This window comes from Streptomyces sp. GLSS-08, from assembly GCF_056387915.1.
Genome location: NZ_JBWJAQ010000010.1, coordinates 218,796 through 236,857, shown reverse-complemented (window position 1 = coordinate 236,857; position 18,062 = coordinate 218,796). Strand labels below are relative to the sequence as shown.

Sequence of the window (18,062 nt, the reverse complement as noted above, 5' to 3'; positions counted from 1 at the left end):
AAACCACCAGCCCCGTCACCGCCCAAGGCGCGATCCGAACGGACCACGACTCAAGTGGCGACGGGGAAACCCAAAACCGGCTGACTAGTGCCGCATCAACCAACGTTCGCCCTGGGGTGATGTGCCGCCCGGTTGCTGCGCCGGGTGGCCCTGGTTGGCCAGAATGATCACGTGGCTGAACGGGTGCAGGTCCGGGAGATCGACGACGACGAGGGCAGACGGCTGCTGCGGATCATCCGCAGGGGCACCGGATCGGTGGTGACCTGGCAGCGGGCCCAGATGGTGCTGCTGTCCGCCCAGGGAATGCCCGTGGCGAAGATCGCCGAGGTGACGTTCACCAGCGACGACCGGGTCCGCGATGTGATCCACAACTTCAACGCCGACGGCTTCGACTCGCTCTACCCGAAGTACTCCGGCGGCCGGCCGAGAACCTTCACTCTCCCCGAACGCCGGGAGATCAAGAAGATCGCCAAGTCGAAGCCGGCCGAGCACGGCCTGCCGTTCTCGACCTGGAGCCTGGCCAAACTGGCCGACTTCCTGGTCGCCGAGGGGGTGGTCGACGACATCAGCCACGAGGGCCTGCGCATCCTGCTCCGCGAGGAAGGCGTCTCTTTTCAACGCGTGAAGACCTGGAAGGCCTCCCGCGACCCCGACTACGCGGCCAAGAAGGCCCGGGTCGAGCACCTCTACGCCATCGCCGACGGCGAGGTCGTACCCGAGGACGGCGAACCCGAAGTCGTCTTCTGCATGGACGAGTTCGGCCCGCTCAACCTCCAGCCCCTCCCCGGCCGGCAATGGGCCGAACGCGGCGGCAGACACAAGGACCCTGACCGCGAGCCCAGACCCCGGCGGCGGGCCACCTACACCCGCCCACACGGGGTCCGACACCTGTTCGCCGCCTACGACCTGGGCAAGGACCAGCTCTACGGACACATCAAGAAGACCAAGAACCGCTCGAAGTTACTGGAGTTCTGCCGCTACCTGCGCTCACTGCACCCGCTCGAGAAGCGCATCGCGATCATCTGCGACAACTACTCCCCGCACCTGACGACGAAGCGGTGCCAGCGGGTCGGGACGTGGGCGGCGACCAACAACGTGGAGATCGCCTACACCCCGACCAACAGCTCCTGGCTCAACCGCATCGAGGCCCAGTTCACCGCCCTGCGCTACTTCACCCTCGACGGCACCGACCATGCCAGCCACAAAGAGCAGGGCAGCATGATCCGCCGCTACATCATCTGGCGGAACAAGCACGCCACCGACGAACGCCTCCGCAAGGTCGTGAACAGGGCCAACGTTGCTTGATGCGGCACTAGTTGCGGACGTGAGGGCTTGCCAGCGCAGCTCCGAAGTATCCCTTGGGTTGGTAACAGTGATTCCCGCACTCGCGCCGCGCAGGTCGACCGAACCGCTCAGAACGGGGCCGGAGGCCGAGCCGCGGGCGGTCCACACGCAGCCGTCGTCGTTCTCCGTGGGTACGCCAACGACCGTCTCGGCCTTGCCGTCCTTGTTGAGGTCGGCAAGGTGGACGGTTGCGCCGAACTGGTCACCGACTTCCGCTGTGCCGGGCACATCGGCCGTGCTCTGGGTGTATCCGACTGCGCCGGAAGTGCTCAGAACGGAAGCAGATCCACGTAGCAAAACAAACGTGCCTGCCATCGTGAGCTCGCCGACAGCCTCACTGGGAGAACCGACGAGGACGTCCGCGTATCCGTCGGCATCGATGTCGCCGATACTGAACGACTGTCCGAACTGGTCACCGTCCTCCGCGGTTCCGCGGTTCCCGGGACGCCCGCCGTGTCTTGGTGGAGGCGTTGTTGACCAGGATGTTCAGCCCCGGGGCGCCGTCGTTCCCGGCGTCGGTGCCGGTGGCCGCGGTGAAGTACCCCGTCTTGGTGGAGACGTTCAGCAACGGGTGGGCGGCCAGGGCCGGGGCCAGGAGGGTCTGCGCCTGGCCCGTGGCGCAGTTGGAAACGGTGTCGACCCACCGCGCCCCGGAGGCGGCCCCACGGACGGCCGCCTCCGGGATCGCCCGGCACCGGTAGGTGCCCAGAGCGAGTTGTGCCGTCACAGCAGGCTCCCCACCGTCGCGGCCTGCCCGGCAATGAGCTCCTGGGCCAGCCCGGCGACGTCCTCCAGCGCGAGGCGAACCGTTTCCGCGAGCGCGGCCAGGTCCACGGTACGGCCGTCGACAAGCGGGCGCAGCACCGCCTCCGCCGCAGGCGCGAACTCGAACGTGCTCCGGGCGGCGGACAACGTGACCGCGTCCTCGCCGACCTCCAGCACCGCGCGGGCGGTCGTCAGCTACACCCGCAGACCGCCGTCGACCGGGATGCCGTCGATGTACGGCAGGCTCGGCACCATCCGGCCGACGGCCTGGCCGTCCATCGCGGCCCGGTAGCGGGCGAACAGTGTCGGGTCGTCCAGCAGTTCCGCGCGCCGCTTGCGCATCCCGTCCACAGCGTCGGCCTGGACGTCCGGCGCGGCGAGCCGCCGGTTCGGGGTTTGTCACGAGGGGCTGGGACGTTGTCGGTGGCGGCCGGTACCTTGCGATCATGGGTGTCTATCTGGTGAGTGTCGCCGCGCAGGACTGGTCTCGGCCGGGGGAGGACGGGTACGGGGACGTCGCCGCCGCGTTGGACGCCGAGCTGGAGCGGCGCGGGCTGCCCCCTTGCGAGCTGCGGCAGGCCGCACGGGAGGCGCCGGGCTGGTTCGAGGAGAAGGTCAGCCCGTCCATGGACGGCTTCGTGGCGCTGTGCAGGACGCTGCTGACCGACGCGGAGCTGTCGGCCCTCCTCGACTGGAGCGTGCTGGTGCCGTTCGCGCTGGAGGAGGAGATCGTGCTCCCCGTCGGCACCGCGTACTCCGGCGAGGAGACAGCGGTCGCCGGAGCGCCGCGGGTGCTCGCCCTGGCCGAGCGGCTGGCCGGCGCCGTCGGACTGCCCGTGGACGCCATACCGGCGGGCGAGAACCTCGCACTGACCCTGTGGTTCCTGGAGGGCGGGGCGGAGCGGACCGCCCGGGTGCGACCTGGACCGTGGGCCGAGGACCGGGACGCGGCCTTCTACGTGGCGCTCTACCTGCGCGCCGCGCAGTACTCCCTGCGGTACGGCTGCCCGATGACCTACTCCTGAGCCACGGCGGCGGCTGACCCGCCGCAGAGGCCGTATACGGATCCGGGTCCGGGCCGGGGCCGTGTCCCGCCGCGCGCCCGAGTCCGTGTCCTACCGGAACACCCCGCAATGCACGCGACTACGAACGGCTGCCCCAGCACTCCGAAGCCCACCTGAACTGGGCACTCATCACCATGATGACCCGACGCCTGACCCGCAAAAGCCCCCGCGCCGACAACTGGACCAAGAAGCAGCGGCCCGTCGGCTGACCATGGGTGACACGCTGCGAAAATCACTTGAAGTGCCTACTTAAAGTGCGGACATGCCAATTTCGCTGCACCTACAAGAGATCACCCCTGACAACTTCGAGGCCGCGATCAACCTGAGGGTCCGCCCCGACCAGGAACACCTGGTGGCACCCGTGGTGAAGTCGCTCGCCGAGGCATACGTCCACCCCGGCATCGCCTGGCCCCGACTCATCTGCGAGGACGACGAGATCGTCGGGTTCCTCAGGGCCTTCTTCCACATCGACTGGACCGGCAAAGGCACCGACTTTCGCTCCGGACTCTGGCGTCTCAACATCGCAGATGGAAAGCAGGGCCGGGGCTACGGACGCTTCGCAGTGGAGTCCGTAGCCGCTGAGATCCGGCACCGAGGTGGCACCCGCCTGACTACCACCTGGCATCCCGGACCGGATGGCCCCACAGGCTTCTACTTGGCGCTCGGCTTCCGACCAACTGGAGAGATCAGCGGAGACCAAACCATGGGCATGCTGGAACTGGACTGAGCCCGGGTTCTTGCCACACCGGCACCGGCCACACGACGACGTCCCGGTCTATCCGGAACTCAACCGGCGACACCCGCCAACAGCTTGGTTCAAAAAACACCTACCGAAAGAGCGTTTTGTCCCGACAGGACTGTTTGATGTTGATTTGCGGGTCGATCGGGCATGGGGCGGAGAAGAACAGTGTCGCCATCGCCTCCAACGAGTCGTTCGGCGGCTGGACCAAGATGTTCACCAACCCTCGCCTCTGCGCGGCCATCGTCGACCGCCTCACCTTCAACGGCACCATCATCGAAACCGGAACCGACTCCTACCGCCTCGCCAGCACACGAGCCCGCGCCGAACGCGCAGAAGCGGGCTGATCAACCGCTTCAACGTCTGGCCGGGCACCGTCGGGGGCTGGCCAGGCCGATGTCATCGAGATGCGCGGCATCGACGAGTACATGCGCGGCTCCGGCCGGGTGTTGCGCGCGGGCCACCGGAAAATCTGGGGCCCCGGGCGGCACCTGGCCGGCGACAACACCTTCACGTACTTCCTCGACCCGCACGGCAACACCGTCGAGTACACCACCGAGCTGGAGTGTTTGGACGAGGACACCTGGCGCCCGCACGTCTACGACTTCTCCCGGCCCGAGGTCACCGAACAGTGGGGCACCGCCAACCCCATGAACGAACTGATCGCCAAGGAGTCCTTCAACGACCCCGACCGCGGCGTGTTCGTCGCCCCGCCGGTCTGACCCGCACCCGACCCCGGGGACGCGACAGGGAGTTCACGCCCGGACAGCCGCCGTCGCGTCCCCTCCACCCAGGACCGCGGGTGCGACCCCACGCGCCCCGACCGCCTTCAGGAGCCCCGCCATGCGCTTCGCCGCCTACGAACACCGCCACCGCGAGCGGGTGGCCGTCGTGGAGGACGACGGCACGCTCTATCCGCTGCCGGGCGTCACCTCGCTGTCCGCGCTGATCACGGAGACCGCCGGCCTGCCCGGACTGCTCTCCGCCGGCCGTGAGGCTCTCGACGTCCCGCCCGGCCCGCACGTCTCCCAGGTACGGCTGCTGGCTCCGCTGCGGCCCGCGTCGGTACGGGACTTCGTCACCTTCGAGGAGCACGTCGAAGGGGTACGCCGCTCCGTCGACGGAGCCGCGGGCGTCCCCGAGCAGTGGTACGCGGCACCGACGTTCTACTTCGGCAACCCGCACGCCGTCCACGGTCCGCACGACGAGGTCCCGATGCCGCCCGGCTCGTCCGTCCTGGACCTCGAGCTGGAGGTGGGCGCGGTGATCGGCCGGGAGGGCCGCGACCTGAGCCCCGAGCGGGCCCGCGACCACATCGTCGGCTACACCGTGTTCAACGACTGGTCCGCGCGCGACCTGCAGTCGGCGGAGATGAAGGTGGGGCTCGGCCCGTGCAAGGGGAAGGACACCGCCACCACGCTCGGTCCGTACCTGGTCACCGCCGACGAACTGGAACCGTACCGGGACGCCGACGGCTTCCTGCGCCTGGCACTGACCGCCGAGGTCAACGGCGAGGTCGTGGGCGAGGACCTGCTCTCCAACATGAGCTGGACCTTCGAGGAGATGACCGCGTACGCCTCCCGCGGCACCCGGGTGATGCCGGGTGACGTCCTCGGGTCGGGCACCTGCGGCAACGGCGGATGCCTCGCCGAGCTGTGGGGGCGGCTCGGCGAGCGGGAACCGCCACCGCTGAAGCCCGGCGACACCGTGACCCTCACCGTCGAGGGCATCGGCACGCTCACCAGCACCGTGGTGCCCGGCCCGGCGCCGGTGCCCCTGCCGACGGGCCGGCGCCGCTCACGGGAGCGGCCGTGAACGACCCGTACCGCAAGAGGCTTCTGGGCAAGGTCGTCGTGGTGACGGGGGCCGCCCGCGGGCAGGGAGCCGCCGAGGCGGCGGCCCTCACCCGCGAGGGAGCCCGCGTCATCGCCACCGACGTCGACGAGGCTCCGGGATGCCGTCGGCTGGACGTCAGCCGCGAGGCGCAATGGGCCGAGCTGGCAGCCGAGTTGCGGGACGCCTACGGGCAGGTGCACGGCCTGGTGAACAACGCGGGCATCACCTGGCGGGCCCGTCTCGGTGACGTCCGCGCCGAGGACTTCGAGCGGGTCCACTCCGTCAACGTCACCGGTCCGCTGCTCGGCATCCAGCAGCTGAGCCCGCTGATGCCGCCCGGCTCCTCGATCGTCAACGTCGGCTCCTCCGCCGCGCTCACCGCCCACTACCCGGTCGCGTACACCGCGAGCAAGTGGGGGCTGCGGGGCCTGTCGAAGACCGCCGCGCTGGAACTCGGACCGCGCGGGATCCGGGTCAACACCGTCCACCCCGGCTACATCGAGACCGCGATGACCGCCTCCGCCGCCCCCGGGTTCCGCGAGGCGAACCTCCGCGAGACGCCGCTCGGTCGCACCGGCACCGTGGACGAGGTCGCCCCGCTCGTGGTCTTCCTGCTGTCGGACGAGTCGTCGTTCATCACCGGCGCCGAGATCCCCGTGGACGGCGGCCTGACCGCGCACGGCGGCGTCAAGTCCCTCTCCGACGCCCTCCCCGGCCCCCAGAACGGCCGATGAAGCGGCTCACCGGCACCGAGTTCGCCGCCGGCGGCAGCCGCTCCGGCGCCACCAACGAAAGGAACGTCCGCACGTGAACAAGGTCCGCGGCAGCGCCTGCGAGGCGATCGCCGACATACCCGACGGCGCGTCGCTCGCCGTCGGCGGTTTCGGCCTGTCCGGCGTGCCGGCCGTCCTCATCGAAGCGCTGTACGCACAGGGCGCGACCGCGCTCGAGGTCGTGTCCAACAACTGTGGCGTGGACGGCCGCGGTCTCGGAGTCCTGCTCACCGCCGGCCGCATCGCCCGCGTCACCGGCTCCCACGTGGGGGAGAGCAAGGAGTTCGCCCGCCAGTACCTCAGCGGCGAGCTGGAGGTGGAGCTGACTCCGCAGGGCACGCTCGCCGAACGGCTGCGTGCGGGCGGCGCGGGCATCCCCGCCTTCTACACTCCGGCGGGCGTGGGGACCCAGGTCGCCGGGGGCGGGCTGCCCTGGCGGTACGCGGACGACGGGACGGTGGCCGTCGCCTCCCCGCCCGGGGAGACCCGGGAGTTCGGGGGACTCGCGTACGTCCTGGAGCACGGCATCACCACCGACTTCGCCCTCGTACGGGCCTGGCGGGGCGACCGGCACGGCAACCTCTGCTTCCGCCGCGCCGCCGCCAACTTCAATCCCCTCGCGGCCATGGCCGGTCGGATCACCGTCGCCGAGGTCGAGGAACTCGTCGAACCGGGCGTGCTCGCTCCCGACGAGGTCCACCTGCCCGGCATCTACGTACAGCGCGTCGTCGCGCTCAGCGCCGAAGAGGCCGCCGACAATCCCATCGAGAAGAGGACGGTCAGCAACTGATGGCCTGGACCCGCGACCAGATGGCCGCCCGTGCCGCCGCCGAACTCCGCGACGGCTCCTACGTCAATCTCGGCATCGGCCTGCCCACTCTCATCCCCGGTCACGTCCCGCCGGACGTCCACGTCGTCCTGCACTCCGAGAACGGCATCCTGGGCACCGGCCCCTACCCGCGCGAGCACGAGGTCGACGCCGACCTGATCAACGCGGGCAAGGAGACGGTGACCGTCCTGCCGGGCGCCTCCTTCTTCGACTCGGCGCTGTCCTTCGGCATGATCCGCGGCGGCCACATCGACACCGCCGTCCTCGGCGCCATGCAGGTCTCCGCCCGCGGGGACCTCGCCAACTGGATGATCATCGGCAAGATGGTCAAGGGCATGGGCGGCGCCATGGACCTGGTCCACGGGGCCCGCCGCGTCATCGTCCTGATGGAGCACACCGCCAAGGACGGCAGCCCCAAGATCCTCACCGAGTGCACGCTGCCCCTCACCGGCGAGCGGTGCGTCCACCGCGTCATCACCGACCTGGCCGTCCTGGACGTCACCGAGGGCGGGCTCGCCCTCGTCGAGACCGCGCCCGGCGTCACCGTCGACGACGTCACAGCCCGTACGAGCGCTCCCCTGCGCCTGGACAGCTTCACGGCCGGCTGCTGAAGGACTACGGGGTGCGTCCCGGGCCCCTCCTGGGGCGGGTTGCGGTCCGCACAGCGCTGCGGGCCCGCTCCCGTCGCGTTGCTACTGAGGCGGGTTGCCGTGCTTGCGGGCCGGCATCTCGGCCTGTTTGCTGCGCAGCATCGCGAGGGAGCGGATCAGCACCTCCCGCGTCCCGGCCGGGTCGATCACGTCGTCGACCAGCCCCCGCTCCGCGGCGTGGTAGGGGTGCATCAGCTCCGCGCGGTACTCCTTGACCAGCCGCGCCCGGGTCGCTCCGGGATCGTCGGCGGCGGCGATCTCCCGGCGGAAGATGACGTTCGCCGCCCCCTCCGCGCCCATCACCGCGATCTCGTTGCCCGGCCACGCGAACGTCAGGTCCGCACCGATGGACTGGGAGTCCATCACGATGTAGGCACCCCCGTACGCCTTGCGCACCACCACCGAGATCCGCGGCACCGTCGCCGTGCAGTACGCGTACAGCAGCTTCGCCCCGCGCCGGATGATCCCCCCGTGCTCCTGGTCCACTCCGGGCAGGAAACCCGGCACGTCCAGCAGCGTCACCAGCGGGATGTTGAACGAGTCGCACATCTGCACGAACCGCGCCGCCTTCTCCGAGGCCGCACTGTCCAGGACCCCCGCCAGCGCCAGCGGCTGATTGGCGACGATCCCCACCACCTGCCCGTCCAGCCGGGCCAGCGCACAGATGACGTTGCGCGCGAAGCGCTCGTGGACCTGCAACATCTCCCCGTCGTCGACGAGTTCCTCGATGACCCGTGCCATGTCATAGGGCCGGCTGCCGTCCTGCGGCACCAGCTCGCGCAGCACCGGGGCCCGCCGGCCCGCCGGGTCCCCGTACGCCGCCCCGGGCGCGAAGCCCCGGTTGTTGTCCGGCAGCAAGGAGAGCAGGTAGCGCACCTCCGCCAGGCACGTGGCCTCGTCGTCGTAGGCGAAATGGCACACCCCTGACGTCTCGGCGTGCACATCCGCGCCGCCCAGACCGTTCTGTGTGATCTCCTCGCCGGTCACCGCCCTGACCACGTCGGGGCCGGTGATGAACATCTGCGACGTCTCCCGCACCATGAACACGAAATCCGTCAGCGCGGGGCTGTAGGCGGCTCCTCCCGCACACGGGCCCAGCATCACCGAGATCTGCGGGATCACCCCCGACGCCTGGGCGTTGCGCCGGAAGATCCCGCCGTACCCCGCGAGCGCGGAGACGCCCTCCTGGATCCGGGCCCCCGCACCGTCGTTCAACGACACCAGGGGCGCCCCCGCGGCCAGCGCCATGTCCATGATCTTGTGGATCTTCGCGGCATGCGTCTCCCCCAGCGCGCCGCCGAAGATCCGGAAGTCATGGGCGTACACGAAGACCGTGCGCCCTTCCACCGTCCCCCAGCCCGTCACCACACCATCCGTATGCGGCCGCTTGTTCTCCAGGCCGAATCCGGTGGCCCGGTGCCGCCGCAGGAGTCCGACCTCCTCGAACGACCCCGGGTCCAGCAGGAGGTCCAGCCGCTCCCGGACGGTCAGCTTTCCCTTAGCCCGCTGCGCGGCCGAGGACGCCTCCCCAGGACCGGCCGCCGCCCGTCCTCGCAGCGCCCGCAACTCCTCCAGGGCTCCCGCGCCGTCCTTCATCCTGCCGGCGCTCCCCACGCCGGTGCCGGAACCGTCCACCGGATCCGCCCCCGCACTGTCCCTCACCACGGTCACGATGCTCTTCCCTCCTTCAGACATCGGGCACCCGTCAGCGGCCCGGCATCAGCTCACGAGGTGGATCCCCGGCGACTACTGCCAGCAGTGCGGAGACCGGAAGACGCTCCGTCCACCCGCCGGCCGCCAGTCCGCGACGCGCGGCTGCCGCACGAGGTCGTCCTGCGCGCCCCGGCCGGCCAGCAGCGCGCCCAGGACCAGGGCCACCGCGGCCAGCTCCTCCTCACCCGCCGCTCCGCGTACCACTCGCAGGACAGGTCCGACAGCGTCCGCGTCACTCACCGAGCCCTCCTCACGTCACCCCACGCCACGACATGAGGTCACCCTTCGGTACACCCCTCAAAGAGCGCTCACGTCCCGCTCGAGGATGCGTCGACGACGTCGGCCGGGCCTCGCCCGCGGGCGCACGGTCACAGGCAGGCGAGCAGGCTGTCGAGCGGGGCGGGTACGCGGCCGGGGTCGAGGGCCTCGACGAGGACACGGCCGTAATGGATCTTGCGGCCCTTCTTCGTGCCGAGGAAGCGCCGCAACTGCTGTTGCGCGGTGCGGCCCTGCTGTGCGGGCTGACGCAGGAAGGTCTGCAAAGCGCGCTGGTCGCCCTCTTCGCGGACGAGTTCCGTCACCCGTTCCGGCCCCAGCGCGCGGATGAGTTCGTCTTCCAGGTCGGCCGCGCAGACGAAGAACCGCTGTCCGGCCGCACCGGCCCCGTCCAGGGCGCGGGCGTAGTAGCTACGCTCCCGCTCGTCGCACAGTCCCGTGAGGCGGAGGCCAAGGCCCGTGGGCCCGAGGAGGCGGGCGAAGCGCCCTACGCTCATCGCCCCGCCCATCGACAGGACACAGACTCCTTCGGCCGCCAGGTCCCGGTGTCGGCTCGCGGCCAGCGCGTCGACCGCCGCGACGTCGCTCGGCCCTTCGAGCAGGACGGCCGCCCGGACGGGCAGCCGCGCGGCCAGCGCGCGTGCGGGGTCGCCGACGCCACCGGCCGCCCACGCGGCGACCGCTTCCCGGAACGACCCCATGTCAGCCATGAGGGGAGTCTCCGCCTTTTCGCGCGACCGGGGTAAGGATTTTCCGCTCACGCGACGCGTCGCCCCTCCGCGGAACGGCCGCGGACTCGCCGCGGTGCTCCTCTACTGGGGCTTGCGAAGATGTCTCAGGACGACGAACTGCTACAGGACGACGAGCTGCTGCCGCACGACGACGAGCTGCCGCCACAGGATGACGAACTGCTGCCGCACGACGACGAACTGCTGCCGCACGAGGCCGAGTTGTTGCCGCAGGACGACGAGCCGCTCCCGCAGGAGGAGCCGGCCCCCGAGCCGTCGTACGCGGTGCCCATGACGTACCAGGACGAGGACGAGTCGCCCGCGGAACCGCCACCCGTCCCGCCGGCCCTGCTGGACCACCCGGTCTGAGAACCGCGGGCGGCCGTCCGCCTCCGGGGGCATCCGCGTGCGCAGAGTGACCAGCCCCAACACGGCCACACCCACCAGGACAAGCACCATCAGCATGTTCTCCCCCGAACGCCAGGCATTGGTAGCGGCTGCTCCCAGCATGCCCCGGGCCGTGGCTGCGCCAAGCCTTCCTTGAGCAAGCCCAGAGGTTGGCGGCGGCAGGCGGGCCCGTGACGCGTCGGCGCGGCTCGCAGGCCAGGCGTGGCCGCTCCCCCGACACGTGGCGCAGCGCGCGGGGCGCCGGACGGGGCTACTGGAGGACGAACCGGCTCCCGGCGCGGAGCCTGTCGACGAGTTCGGCGGGGGCCTTTTGGGGTGAACCCGCGTCGTACGGCGGCTGAGGGTCGTATTCGGTCCCCAGCTGGACCATCCGGGCCTGTTCGTCCCCAGCGACCCTGCCGACGAGGGTGAGGCCCATGTCGATCCCGGCGGAGACTCCCGCCGCGGTGATGAACTTCCCGTCGGTGACGACGCGTTCGCCGGTCGGCACGACCCCGAACGCGGCGAGGCCGTCGAGCGCCAGCCAGTGCGAGGTGGCACGGCGGCCCATGAGGAGCCCGGCCGCCGCGAGCAGCAGCGAACCCGTGCACACCGAGGTCGTCCACGTGCTGCTCGCGTCGGCGGTGCGCAGCCAGTCGAGCAGCACCTCGTTCTCCATCTGGGCCGACTGCCCCGGGCCACCGGGCACCACGACGATGTCGGGGGCCGGTACGTCCTGGAGTGCTTCCGCCGCGACGAGTGCGAGGTCGCCTCGGTCGCCCAGCACCGGGCCCGGATGCTGGGCGACGAACACTGTCTCGGCGCCGGGAATGCGGCAGAGCATCTCGTACGGACCAACCGCGTCCAGTGCGGTGAAGCGTTCGAAGAGGACAATAGCGATCTGCACGGTCTCCCTTTCATGGGGCGGGTTCGGGTGGTCGGCGCGGGTGAGGGCGCAGCGGTCAGCGACGACGGTCTCCGGTCGGGTCGGGGCCCACGCGAGTGGATCCGCCCAGGTGACGGACAGTGTCACCGTCCGGCGCGACGGTCACGATCCCGGCCGGGCCCGCGCCGACGCTGCCGCCGGAGCTACTTCAGGGCCCCCGGCGTCCTGGGTTCCATCCTTCGCGGCGGACGCGGAGTCCGCAATGACGAATACCCCGCTCTTCCTGCCCTCGGAGCGGCCGGGCGACCGGGCACGCACATCCGCAGGAAGGAGGCGGCCGTCCGCCGCCCGCGCACCTGCGTCACCTGAACTCGCCAGTCCGACGTGCAGAGCACCGCGAGCCGACGGAGGGTGAACCCATGGAGATCATCGCGGTCCAGGAACCCGACACCCAGCTCCCCGCCGACGCGCGGCCGGGCGACGCCCTCCCGCCGGCCCCCACCATCCACGCCGCGCCCGCCGACCCCCCGGGTTCAGGACAACCGGGCACGACGACGTTCTGCGGCACGCCCACGTCCGCCATGAAGCGGCTCGCCTACCAGCCCGTCGGCCCGGACAGCTGGTGCCCACCGGACCAGCACGAGTCCATGTGCACCGACTGCGACTCCGTCGTCCACGCGGCCTGACCGTTCCCGGGGCCGCTTTTCGGAAGCGGTACGCGAATGACTGATTGAGGTCGGCCGTCAGGGAAACCGTGTCCGCGTGATGTGAGCGCACTGTCAACGGATCGGAGACCAGGCGATGGCCACCACGACAGACCCCGGCCGAGCGGTTTCGACGGCGTCGAACAGTCTGCGGCTGCCCGGAGTCGTCCTGGGAGTAGGGCTCGGCGGCTTCGCCGACGGCATTCTGCTGCACCAGCTCCTGCGGTGGCACCACATGCTCACCAGCACCGACACCGACCGTGTCGGGGTGAGGTACTACGACCCGAACACGGTGTCCGGGCTCGAGATGAACACGGTGTGGGACGGCGTCTTCCACACCGTCTGCTGGGTCGCGGTCATCGCCGGTCTCGGACTCCTCTACGCCCGGGTCACGCACCACCGCCGAGCGGTCTGGGCCTCGCGGGTGCTGTGGGGGTGGATCCTGGCCGGGTGGGGGCTGTTCAACCTGGTGGAGGGCCTCCTGGACCATCAGATCCTGGGAATCCACCATGTGCACGGCGGCCCGCACCAGGCGTGGTGGGACGCGGGATTCCTCGTCCTGGGTGTGCTGCTGGTCAGCGGGGGCTTCCTGCTCCAGCGCGGCGGGAGGCCCGTCGGGCCGGGGGCTCCCCGCGGCGGCGGGCAGGCCGCGGGGAGCGCCTGATGGGCGGCATGCAGCACACTCACCACGACAGCGCCGCGCAGAGCCTGCCGGGGGCGGTACTGAGCGGGCTGGTCCTGCTCGCCGCGGCAATGGGCTACCTGCTCGCGGCGCGCCGGGCCCGTCACCGCAATCCCACCCTCGGCTGGAGTCCATGGCGGTCCGTGTCGTTCCTCGCCGGGCTGGCCCTGTTCGGCGCGGCGCTGCTGCCGCCCCTGGGGACGTCGGCGCACACCGACTTCCGCGGGCACATGGCCCAGCACATGCTCATCGGCATGTACGCGCCGTTGGCTCTCGTGCTGGCCGCGCCCGTCACGCTTCTGCTCCGTACCGTCGCTCCCGCCCGTGCCCGCAGGGTGACCGCGGTGCTGCACAGCCCCCCTGCCCGGCTGCTGACACACCCCGTGGTGGCGCTGGCGCTGAGTACGGGCACGCTCGGAGCGCTGTACTTCACCCCGCTGTACAACGCGGCCATGGGTCGGCCCGGGGGGCACTGGCTGATGCTCGCGCACTTCCTCGCGTCGGGGTGTCTGTTCGCCCACGTCATCGCCGGCCCCGATCCCGCGCCGCGCCGGCCCGGTGTGCCGGCGCGGCTGGTGTACCTGGGTGCGGCGGTCGCCGCGCACGCCCTGATCGCGCAGGCGATGTACGGAGGCTTTTTTGTCGACATCCACGCCCCCGTCGCCCAGGTGCAGCAGGGCGCGGAGCTGATGTACTACGGCGGGGACATCGCCGAACTCCTGCTGGCCGCCGCGTTGGTGTCGACCTGGCGGCCCGAGCGGCGCACCGGGGCGGCGCGGGGCCGGGCGCGGTGGGCGGGCCACGCCCGCCCCACAGGCGCCGGGGGCTGACCGGCCACGGACCGGTCAGGCCGGCGCTCACCGGTCCTGCTTCCACCCGGCTGCCCGCGCCGTCCTGGCCGCAGTCATGACGTCGTTCCGGCTACCGGCCGCGCACGACGCAGTCCTCGGGCTGCGGCTTGCCGGCCGGCCATGCCAGCCCGACGAATTCCAGCGTGCCCCGTCCCGCTCTCGCGCCGGGTTTCAGCTCGACGACGGCGAGTGGTTTGTCGTACGGGTTTCCTGCCTTGGTCAGGCAGATCCGGCCGCTGGTGCCCACCACCTTGTTCCGCGACTGCATGGTGGCCCAGCGGTTCCCCACCTGCTCGGGTGAGGGCGCCTCCTGGCCGGTGGGCTTGGCGCCACGGATCGCCGCGACGGCGGTCCGTACCCCGTCGTGGACCATCATGGTGCGGGAGTCGTCCAGGACCACCGGGCCCATGCCCCGGCCCGCCGCTTCCAGGGCCGCGATGGTCTCCTTGAGCTCGTTCAGTTCGGCCAGCGGATCGCGCAGCCAGCCGGGGGCCTTCGCCTCGGCCGGCGTCTTCCCGGTTCGCCGGTGTTCGCGGGCCTGCCAGCGGCGTACCTCGATGCGCCAGGAGGCGGGGTGGGCGGGAGCGGCATACTGCACGGTCAGCCGGGAGTCGCCGGAGCTGTCGCGGAGTCCGGCCCAGTCCCGAGCGGTCATCCGGTTGTTCAGCGAGGCCGCGTCCGTACCGGACACCACGGTGAACCTGCGCTCCGGACATGCCTCCTTGGCGAGCTGTCTGAGGAACAGGCGCAGATGGGTGGAGCGGCCCGCGAAGTAGATCGTGTCCGCGCCGGAGTTGCAGATCGTGTTGACCGTGGGCCTGAACTGGTTGTCGACGTCGCCGGGGTCCGCGACCCCGGCGGAGGTGAAGGTCATGTCGTCCGGACCGGGCGGTCCTTCTTCCGGCAACTGCTGGAAGGCGTGGGCAAGCGACCGGACGTAGGGGTCGCGCCGGGTGTCGCGGACCAGTACGGTCTGCCGGTCCTTCCGGCGACCGTTGAAGTCGGCCAGCGCCCGGGCCTGCTCCTCGTTGGTGGGGATGATCCGGGCCAGCCCCCTGAACTCGTAGGTGCCGTCCCTGCTCTCCGCGTTGGCGATGGTTCCCGCCGACGCCCGCGCGACCAGCACCGGTACGTGCTGTGCGGTGAGCCTGCGCACCGCTTCGCGGGTGGTGTCCAGGGAGAGGTTGAAGCCGGTCACCGCGCGCAGTCTGTCCGGCCCGGTACGGGACATGCGCACGAGGTCCGGCACCACCTCGTCCTGCCGGGCGTAGTCCGTACCGGGGTTGGCGAGCACCAGCCTGAGCCCCGGCTTCCCCGGCTCCCGGTTGGCGCGGTACTGCGCCAGGAAAGCGCCCTGCAGTTCGCTGCGCAGCTGCTGCTTCTCGGCCTTCGAGTCCGGTTGCAGCGGGAGCATCATGGCCACGGTGACGTGCGGTTGCTTGTCGATGCGGCGATTCTCCTCGGCGATCCGGTCCGCGACAGGGGCGATCTCGGGCACCCCGAAGTCATAGCCGGACCCGTTGACGCCGATGCACTCGCCACCGGACTTGATGACACCGTCGGCGCATGTGCGAGCCCCCTGGCTGAGCTCCTTGCAGAGGGTGTACGTGCCGAAGGCGAGGAGGACCGCCAGGGTGCACGCGATGATCTTCCGCAGCAGTGTGGCCCACAGGGTCTCGTACAGCCGGTCGGCGACGGCCTGGAACATCCGCTCAGCCCCCTTCTCCTATGTCAGCGGTGCAGGAACACGACTGCAGCGGCTGCCGGTTGCGGGCCCGGCGCCCCCACTGCCCGGCCCGGTCGGTGAGCACGGGCGCGGCCCCCGCGTACTCCCGGGACAGCTCGTGCAGCAGCTGCACCATCCGTTCGGCCGCGACGGTGTCCGGCGGCCGGGTGCGCTCCTCGCAGAGCCACACCGCGTGCAGCAGCTCGTCGAGCTGGCGCTCCAGCTTGCCGCCTTCGACCCGGGCCACCGTCATCCGGGCGTGCCGCTCGTCGTGGCCTCCCGGAGAGGGTGCCTGGGCCAGCGCGAGCAGCTGGTCGCACCACTCCTCGGCGCCGACACCGCTCGCGGGGAATGCCGCGGCGAGGTGGTGCACGGCACGGTCGGGGCCGTTGGCGACCAGGTCGTGGTTGAGGCCGTGTGCCGTGGTGGTACCGAAGGCACGGTCGGGGGACTCGGCTCTGCTGCGGTAATGGGCGTGCAGCAGGCCGTGATTGTGACGCCATTCGGCGCCCTCCTGCGGTGGTCCGTGCAGTCTGCTCATCAGCAACTGCCGCAGGCCGAAGTCGCCGATGAAGTGCCGCTCGCAGGCCGGCCATCCGCTCTCCAGCAGATGGCGCTGCACGTCGTCGGCGGTGAGCCCGTTGGCCATCCGTTCGAGCCGCGGATCGCGCAGCAGGGCACGAGCGCAGTCGCCGGTGTGCGCGACCGACAGCTGAGTGAGCAGATCGAGCCAGTGAGCGGTGTGTTCGAGGGGCAGCAGTTCGGGCAACTGCCGCAGCACCAGTTCCATCAGCAACACCTCCCTGACGGCGCGGGGTTCCCCGTCGAGGACAGCGGGATGGTCCAGCAGCTCCCGGTCGTTGTCCAGCTCGGGCAGCTCCCCGGCCGCCTCGACCAGCCGCTGCACCATCCGGGGGCGACGCCCGGAAAGCCGCTGCACCGCGCTCTGCGCCCTTCGCAGCCTGGCCGCCTGCGGTGCTCCGCCAGTGTGCCGCTGCAACTGCTGATGGATGTGTTCGGTGGTGAGCAGCGGCATCCGCAGCAGAAGCACACCCTGCCCCAGGCGGCCGCGTGCGGGCCGCCGCTGCCAGTCGGGCAGCCCCTCCTGGTCCGGCCGGTACGCGGCAAGTTCCTCGGTGTGCGGTTCGTCGGCCAGGAACAGCGGCTCCGCCATCCGTTCGCTCGCGATGAGCACCGTGCGCTCCCGATGTCCATCGGCCCGGTCGCCCAGTGTTGCCGCCAGCAGAGCGCGGCCCACCGGCCAGTTGGCGTGCTGCAGCAGCACCGCGGGACGGCCGACCCGGGTGAGCGCGGCGCCCGGGCCGCGGTAGGCGGCATCCAGGTCCTCGCGCAGAGCACGAAAGAGGAACCTCTCGGCGAACTGTCGGTCCCCCGCGCCCTGCTGGACGTCGTGGGCGAGCATCCGCAGGCCGGTGGCGGCGCCGCCCGCGGCACCGGGGTACTCGCCGTAGGTGGCGTGCACCGGCTCGGCGCCGCTGCGCGCCAGTTTCTCCATGAACTCCGTCAGCGCGGCCCCCACCAGCGGTGCCGCCGCCGGGGCGACCACCCCGGCCAGCTGGTTGAGGTAGCCGCTCACCAGGTTGCGGGTGAACCGGCCGAGCCCGCTGCTCGGCTGCAACAGCACCCGGTAGCGCTCCAGTTCCTGCTCCAGCTCGCGCCGCCGCAGCCGTGCTCCCGCCGCCACCGCGGCCAGACCCGCGAAGAACCGCGGTGTGGGCAGAGCCCCGCCCGGCCCCTCCCACTCACCCATCCGCAGGGCGAGGTCGTACATCGCTTCCGTCGCCGCCGAGCGGCAGGAGGGGCGCCGCTCGGCGTCCTCCGCGTACCGGACGTCCGCACAGTCCACATACGCCACCGGCAGCTTCCGTCCGAACTCGTCCCGCAGCAGCTCGAGCAGCCGTTGCTTGCCCATGCCCGGCCCACCCGTGAGCAGCACGACGGGCAGGTCCGGCCCGTACAGAAGCCTCTCGCCGCGGCCCCGGGCACTGCGGCCCAGCAGCCTGGGGAAGAACTCTTTGTCCTCAAGGAGTCCCTCGAAACCCAGTCCTGCGGCCATCCGGCTTCCCCCGTCGCCGTACGTGTCCGCCG

At 71.0% G+C, this 18,062-nt stretch carries 20 protein-coding genes and 3 pseudogenes; 13 read left to right on the top strand and 10 right to left on the bottom strand.

Features of this window, described 5'->3' with window-relative positions; genetic code table 11:
* Positions 1-171 precede the first annotated feature (171 nt).
* Positions 172-1,305: an IS630 family transposase gene (locus AC0ZLC_RS20070; RefSeq protein ID WP_476753339.1), complete on the top strand. Its 1,134-nt coding sequence runs from the start codon at positions 172-174 to the stop codon at positions 1,303-1,305.
* A 189-nt stretch (positions 1,306-1,494) separates the two neighbouring features.
* Here AC0ZLC_RS20070 and AC0ZLC_RS20065 read toward each other — a convergent pair.
* The 4 genes and pseudogenes from AC0ZLC_RS20065 to AC0ZLC_RS20050 all read right to left on the bottom strand — a co-directional run.
* A pseudogene (locus AC0ZLC_RS20065) lies at positions 1,495-1,725 on the bottom strand (hypothetical protein); the annotation flags it as partial.
* A gap of 31 nt (positions 1,726-1,756) precedes the next feature.
* Positions 1,757-2,071, bottom strand: coding sequence for a hypothetical protein (locus tag AC0ZLC_RS20060; protein ID WP_476753338.1), 315 nt, complete (start codon positions 2,069-2,071; stop codon positions 1,757-1,759).
* A complete protein-coding gene (locus AC0ZLC_RS20055) occupies positions 2,068-2,286 on the bottom strand; it encodes a winged helix domain-containing protein (protein WP_476753337.1) in 219 nt (72 codons plus the stop codon). The genes AC0ZLC_RS20060 and AC0ZLC_RS20055 overlap by 4 nt, the downstream gene beginning before the upstream one ends.
* A gap of 18 nt (positions 2,287-2,304) precedes the next feature.
* Entirely contained in the window at positions 2,305-2,451 is a 147-nt protein-coding gene (locus AC0ZLC_RS20050) for a hypothetical protein (protein ID WP_476753336.1), read from the bottom strand.
* Between the two features lie 104 nt (positions 2,452-2,555).
* Between AC0ZLC_RS20050 and AC0ZLC_RS20045 the strand changes: the two genes are divergently transcribed.
* From AC0ZLC_RS20045 to AC0ZLC_RS20010, 8 genes and pseudogenes are all read left to right on the top strand, one after another.
* The gene (locus AC0ZLC_RS20045; RefSeq protein ID WP_476753335.1) at positions 2,556-3,134 is read left to right on the top strand and encodes a hypothetical protein; all 579 of its coding nucleotides are present in this window, start codon (positions 2,556-2,558) and stop codon (positions 3,132-3,134) included.
* A 301-nt stretch (positions 3,135-3,435) separates the two neighbouring features.
* Positions 3,436-3,900 (top strand): GNAT family N-acetyltransferase, encoded by a 465-nt coding sequence (locus tag AC0ZLC_RS20040; RefSeq protein WP_476753334.1) that lies wholly within the window; start codon positions 3,436-3,438, stop codon positions 3,898-3,900.
* 170 nt (positions 3,901-4,070) lie between these two features.
* Positions 4,071-4,259: pseudogene (locus AC0ZLC_RS20035) on the top strand (ATP-binding protein); the annotation flags it as partial.
* A 57-nt stretch (positions 4,260-4,316) separates the two neighbouring features.
* A pseudogene (locus AC0ZLC_RS20030) lies at positions 4,317-4,634 on the top strand (VOC family protein); the annotation flags it as partial.
* A gap of 121 nt (positions 4,635-4,755) precedes the next feature.
* Positions 4,756-5,727 (top strand): fumarylacetoacetate hydrolase family protein, encoded by a 972-nt coding sequence (locus tag AC0ZLC_RS20025; protein ID WP_476753333.1) that lies wholly within the window; start codon positions 4,756-4,758, stop codon positions 5,725-5,727.
* The gene (locus AC0ZLC_RS20020) at positions 5,724-6,482 is read left to right on the top strand and encodes an SDR family NAD(P)-dependent oxidoreductase (protein WP_476753332.1); all 759 of its coding nucleotides are present in this window, start codon (positions 5,724-5,726) and stop codon (positions 6,480-6,482) included. The genes AC0ZLC_RS20025 and AC0ZLC_RS20020 overlap by 4 nt, the downstream gene beginning before the upstream one ends.
* A gap of 73 nt (positions 6,483-6,555) precedes the next feature.
* Entirely contained in the window at positions 6,556-7,311 is a 756-nt protein-coding gene (locus AC0ZLC_RS20015) for a CoA transferase subunit A (RefSeq protein WP_476753331.1), read from the top strand.
* A complete protein-coding gene (locus AC0ZLC_RS20010; protein ID WP_476753330.1) occupies positions 7,311-7,961 on the top strand; it encodes a CoA transferase subunit B in 651 nt (216 codons plus the stop codon). The genes AC0ZLC_RS20015 and AC0ZLC_RS20010 overlap by 1 nt, the downstream gene beginning before the upstream one ends.
* An 81-nt stretch (positions 7,962-8,042) precedes the next feature.
* Here the strand turns inward: AC0ZLC_RS20010 and AC0ZLC_RS20005 are convergent, their stop codons facing one another.
* The 3 genes from AC0ZLC_RS20005 to AC0ZLC_RS19995 all read right to left on the bottom strand — a co-directional run bounded on the left by AC0ZLC_RS20005 (position 8,043) and on the right by AC0ZLC_RS19995 (position 10,699).
* Positions 8,043-9,695 carry an acyl-CoA carboxylase subunit beta gene (locus AC0ZLC_RS20005; RefSeq protein ID WP_476753329.1) on the bottom strand — a complete coding sequence of 551 codons (1,653 nt, stop codon included), beginning with the start codon at positions 9,693-9,695 and terminating at the stop codon, positions 8,043-8,045.
* A 51-nt stretch (positions 9,696-9,746) separates the two neighbouring features.
* Positions 9,747-9,953 carry an acyl-CoA carboxylase subunit epsilon gene (locus AC0ZLC_RS20000; RefSeq protein WP_476753328.1) on the bottom strand — a complete coding sequence of 69 codons (207 nt, stop codon included), beginning with the start codon at positions 9,951-9,953 and terminating at the stop codon, positions 9,747-9,749.
* 128 nt (positions 9,954-10,081) lie between these two features.
* Positions 10,082-10,699: a TOPRIM nucleotidyl transferase/hydrolase domain-containing protein gene (locus tag AC0ZLC_RS19995; protein ID WP_476753327.1), complete on the bottom strand. Its 618-nt coding sequence runs from the start codon at positions 10,697-10,699 to the stop codon at positions 10,082-10,084.
* A gap of 120 nt (positions 10,700-10,819) precedes the next feature.
* Here AC0ZLC_RS19995 and AC0ZLC_RS19990 point away from each other — a divergent pair, with 120 nt between their 5' ends.
* Complete coding sequence (locus AC0ZLC_RS19990) at positions 10,820-11,086, top strand: hypothetical protein (RefSeq protein ID WP_476753326.1); 267 nt, start codon at positions 10,820-10,822, stop codon at positions 11,084-11,086.
* A gap of 289 nt (positions 11,087-11,375) precedes the next feature.
* Here AC0ZLC_RS19990 and AC0ZLC_RS19985 read toward each other — a convergent pair whose 3' ends face one another.
* Positions 11,376-12,011: a DJ-1/PfpI family protein gene (locus AC0ZLC_RS19985; RefSeq protein WP_476753325.1), complete on the bottom strand. Its 636-nt coding sequence runs from the start codon at positions 12,009-12,011 to the stop codon at positions 11,376-11,378.
* 398 nt (positions 12,012-12,409) lie between these two features.
* Here AC0ZLC_RS19985 and AC0ZLC_RS19980 point away from each other — a divergent pair, with 398 nt between their 5' ends.
* The 3 genes from AC0ZLC_RS19980 to AC0ZLC_RS19970 all read left to right on the top strand — a co-directional run bounded on the left by AC0ZLC_RS19980 (position 12,410) and on the right by AC0ZLC_RS19970 (position 14,206).
* On the top strand, positions 12,410-12,676 hold the full coding sequence (locus AC0ZLC_RS19980; RefSeq protein WP_476753324.1) for a hypothetical protein: 267 nt from the start codon (positions 12,410-12,412) through the stop codon (positions 12,674-12,676).
* Between the two features lie 115 nt (positions 12,677-12,791).
* The gene (locus AC0ZLC_RS19975) at positions 12,792-13,358 is read left to right on the top strand and encodes a DUF2243 domain-containing protein (RefSeq protein ID WP_476753323.1); all 567 of its coding nucleotides are present in this window, start codon (positions 12,792-12,794) and stop codon (positions 13,356-13,358) included.
* Entirely contained in the window at positions 13,358-14,206 is an 849-nt protein-coding gene (locus tag AC0ZLC_RS19970) for a cytochrome c oxidase assembly protein (RefSeq protein WP_476753322.1), read from the top strand. The genes AC0ZLC_RS19975 and AC0ZLC_RS19970 overlap by 1 nt, the downstream gene beginning before the upstream one ends.
* 91 nt (positions 14,207-14,297) lie before the next feature.
* On the opposite strand, the gene AC0ZLC_RS19965 is transcribed toward AC0ZLC_RS19970, so the two are convergent.
* Complete coding sequence (locus tag AC0ZLC_RS19965) at positions 14,298-15,935, bottom strand: ABC transporter substrate-binding protein (RefSeq protein WP_476753321.1); 1,638 nt, start codon at positions 15,933-15,935, stop codon at positions 14,298-14,300.
* A gap of 4 nt (positions 15,936-15,939) precedes the next feature.
* Complete coding sequence (locus AC0ZLC_RS19960) at positions 15,940-18,030, bottom strand: hypothetical protein (RefSeq protein ID WP_476753320.1); 2,091 nt, start codon at positions 18,028-18,030, stop codon at positions 15,940-15,942.
* Positions 18,031-18,062 lie beyond the last annotated feature (32 nt).

Excerpts from the sequence above, each read along its gene's own strand:
- AC0ZLC_RS20050 (WP_476753336.1), bottom strand. The coding sequence starts at position 2,451 with ATGCGCAAGCGGCGCGCGGAACTGCTGGACGACCCGACACTGTTCGCC.
- AC0ZLC_RS20045 (WP_476753335.1), top strand. The coding sequence starts at position 2,556 with ATGGGTGTCTATCTGGTGAGTGTCGCCGCGCAGGACTGGTCTCGGCCG.
- AC0ZLC_RS20040 (WP_476753334.1), top strand. The coding sequence starts at position 3,436 with ATGCCAATTTCGCTGCACCTACAAGAGATCACCCCTGACAACTTCGAG.
- AC0ZLC_RS20025 (WP_476753333.1), top strand. The coding sequence starts at position 4,756 with ATGCGCTTCGCCGCCTACGAACACCGCCACCGCGAGCGGGTGGCCGTC.
- AC0ZLC_RS20010 (WP_476753330.1), top strand. The coding sequence starts at position 7,311 with ATGGCCTGGACCCGCGACCAGATGGCCGCCCGTGCCGCCGCCGAACTC.
- AC0ZLC_RS20005 (WP_476753329.1), bottom strand. The coding sequence starts at position 9,695 with ATGTCTGAAGGAGGGAAGAGCATCGTGACCGTGGTGAGGGACAGTGCG.
- AC0ZLC_RS19995 (WP_476753327.1), bottom strand. The coding sequence starts at position 10,699 with ATGGCTGACATGGGGTCGTTCCGGGAAGCGGTCGCCGCGTGGGCGGCC.
- AC0ZLC_RS19990 (WP_476753326.1), top strand. The coding sequence starts at position 10,820 with ATGTCTCAGGACGACGAACTGCTACAGGACGACGAGCTGCTGCCGCAC.
- AC0ZLC_RS19980 (WP_476753324.1), top strand. The coding sequence starts at position 12,410 with ATGGAGATCATCGCGGTCCAGGAACCCGACACCCAGCTCCCCGCCGAC.
- AC0ZLC_RS19975 (WP_476753323.1), top strand. The coding sequence starts at position 12,792 with ATGGCCACCACGACAGACCCCGGCCGAGCGGTTTCGACGGCGTCGAAC.
- AC0ZLC_RS19970 (WP_476753322.1), top strand. The coding sequence starts at position 13,358 with ATGGGCGGCATGCAGCACACTCACCACGACAGCGCCGCGCAGAGCCTG.
- AC0ZLC_RS19965 (WP_476753321.1), bottom strand. The coding sequence starts at position 15,935 with ATGTTCCAGGCCGTCGCCGACCGGCTGTACGAGACCCTGTGGGCCACA.
- AC0ZLC_RS19960 (WP_476753320.1), bottom strand. The coding sequence starts at position 18,030 with ATGGCCGCAGGACTGGGTTTCGAGGGACTCCTTGAGGACAAAGAGTTC.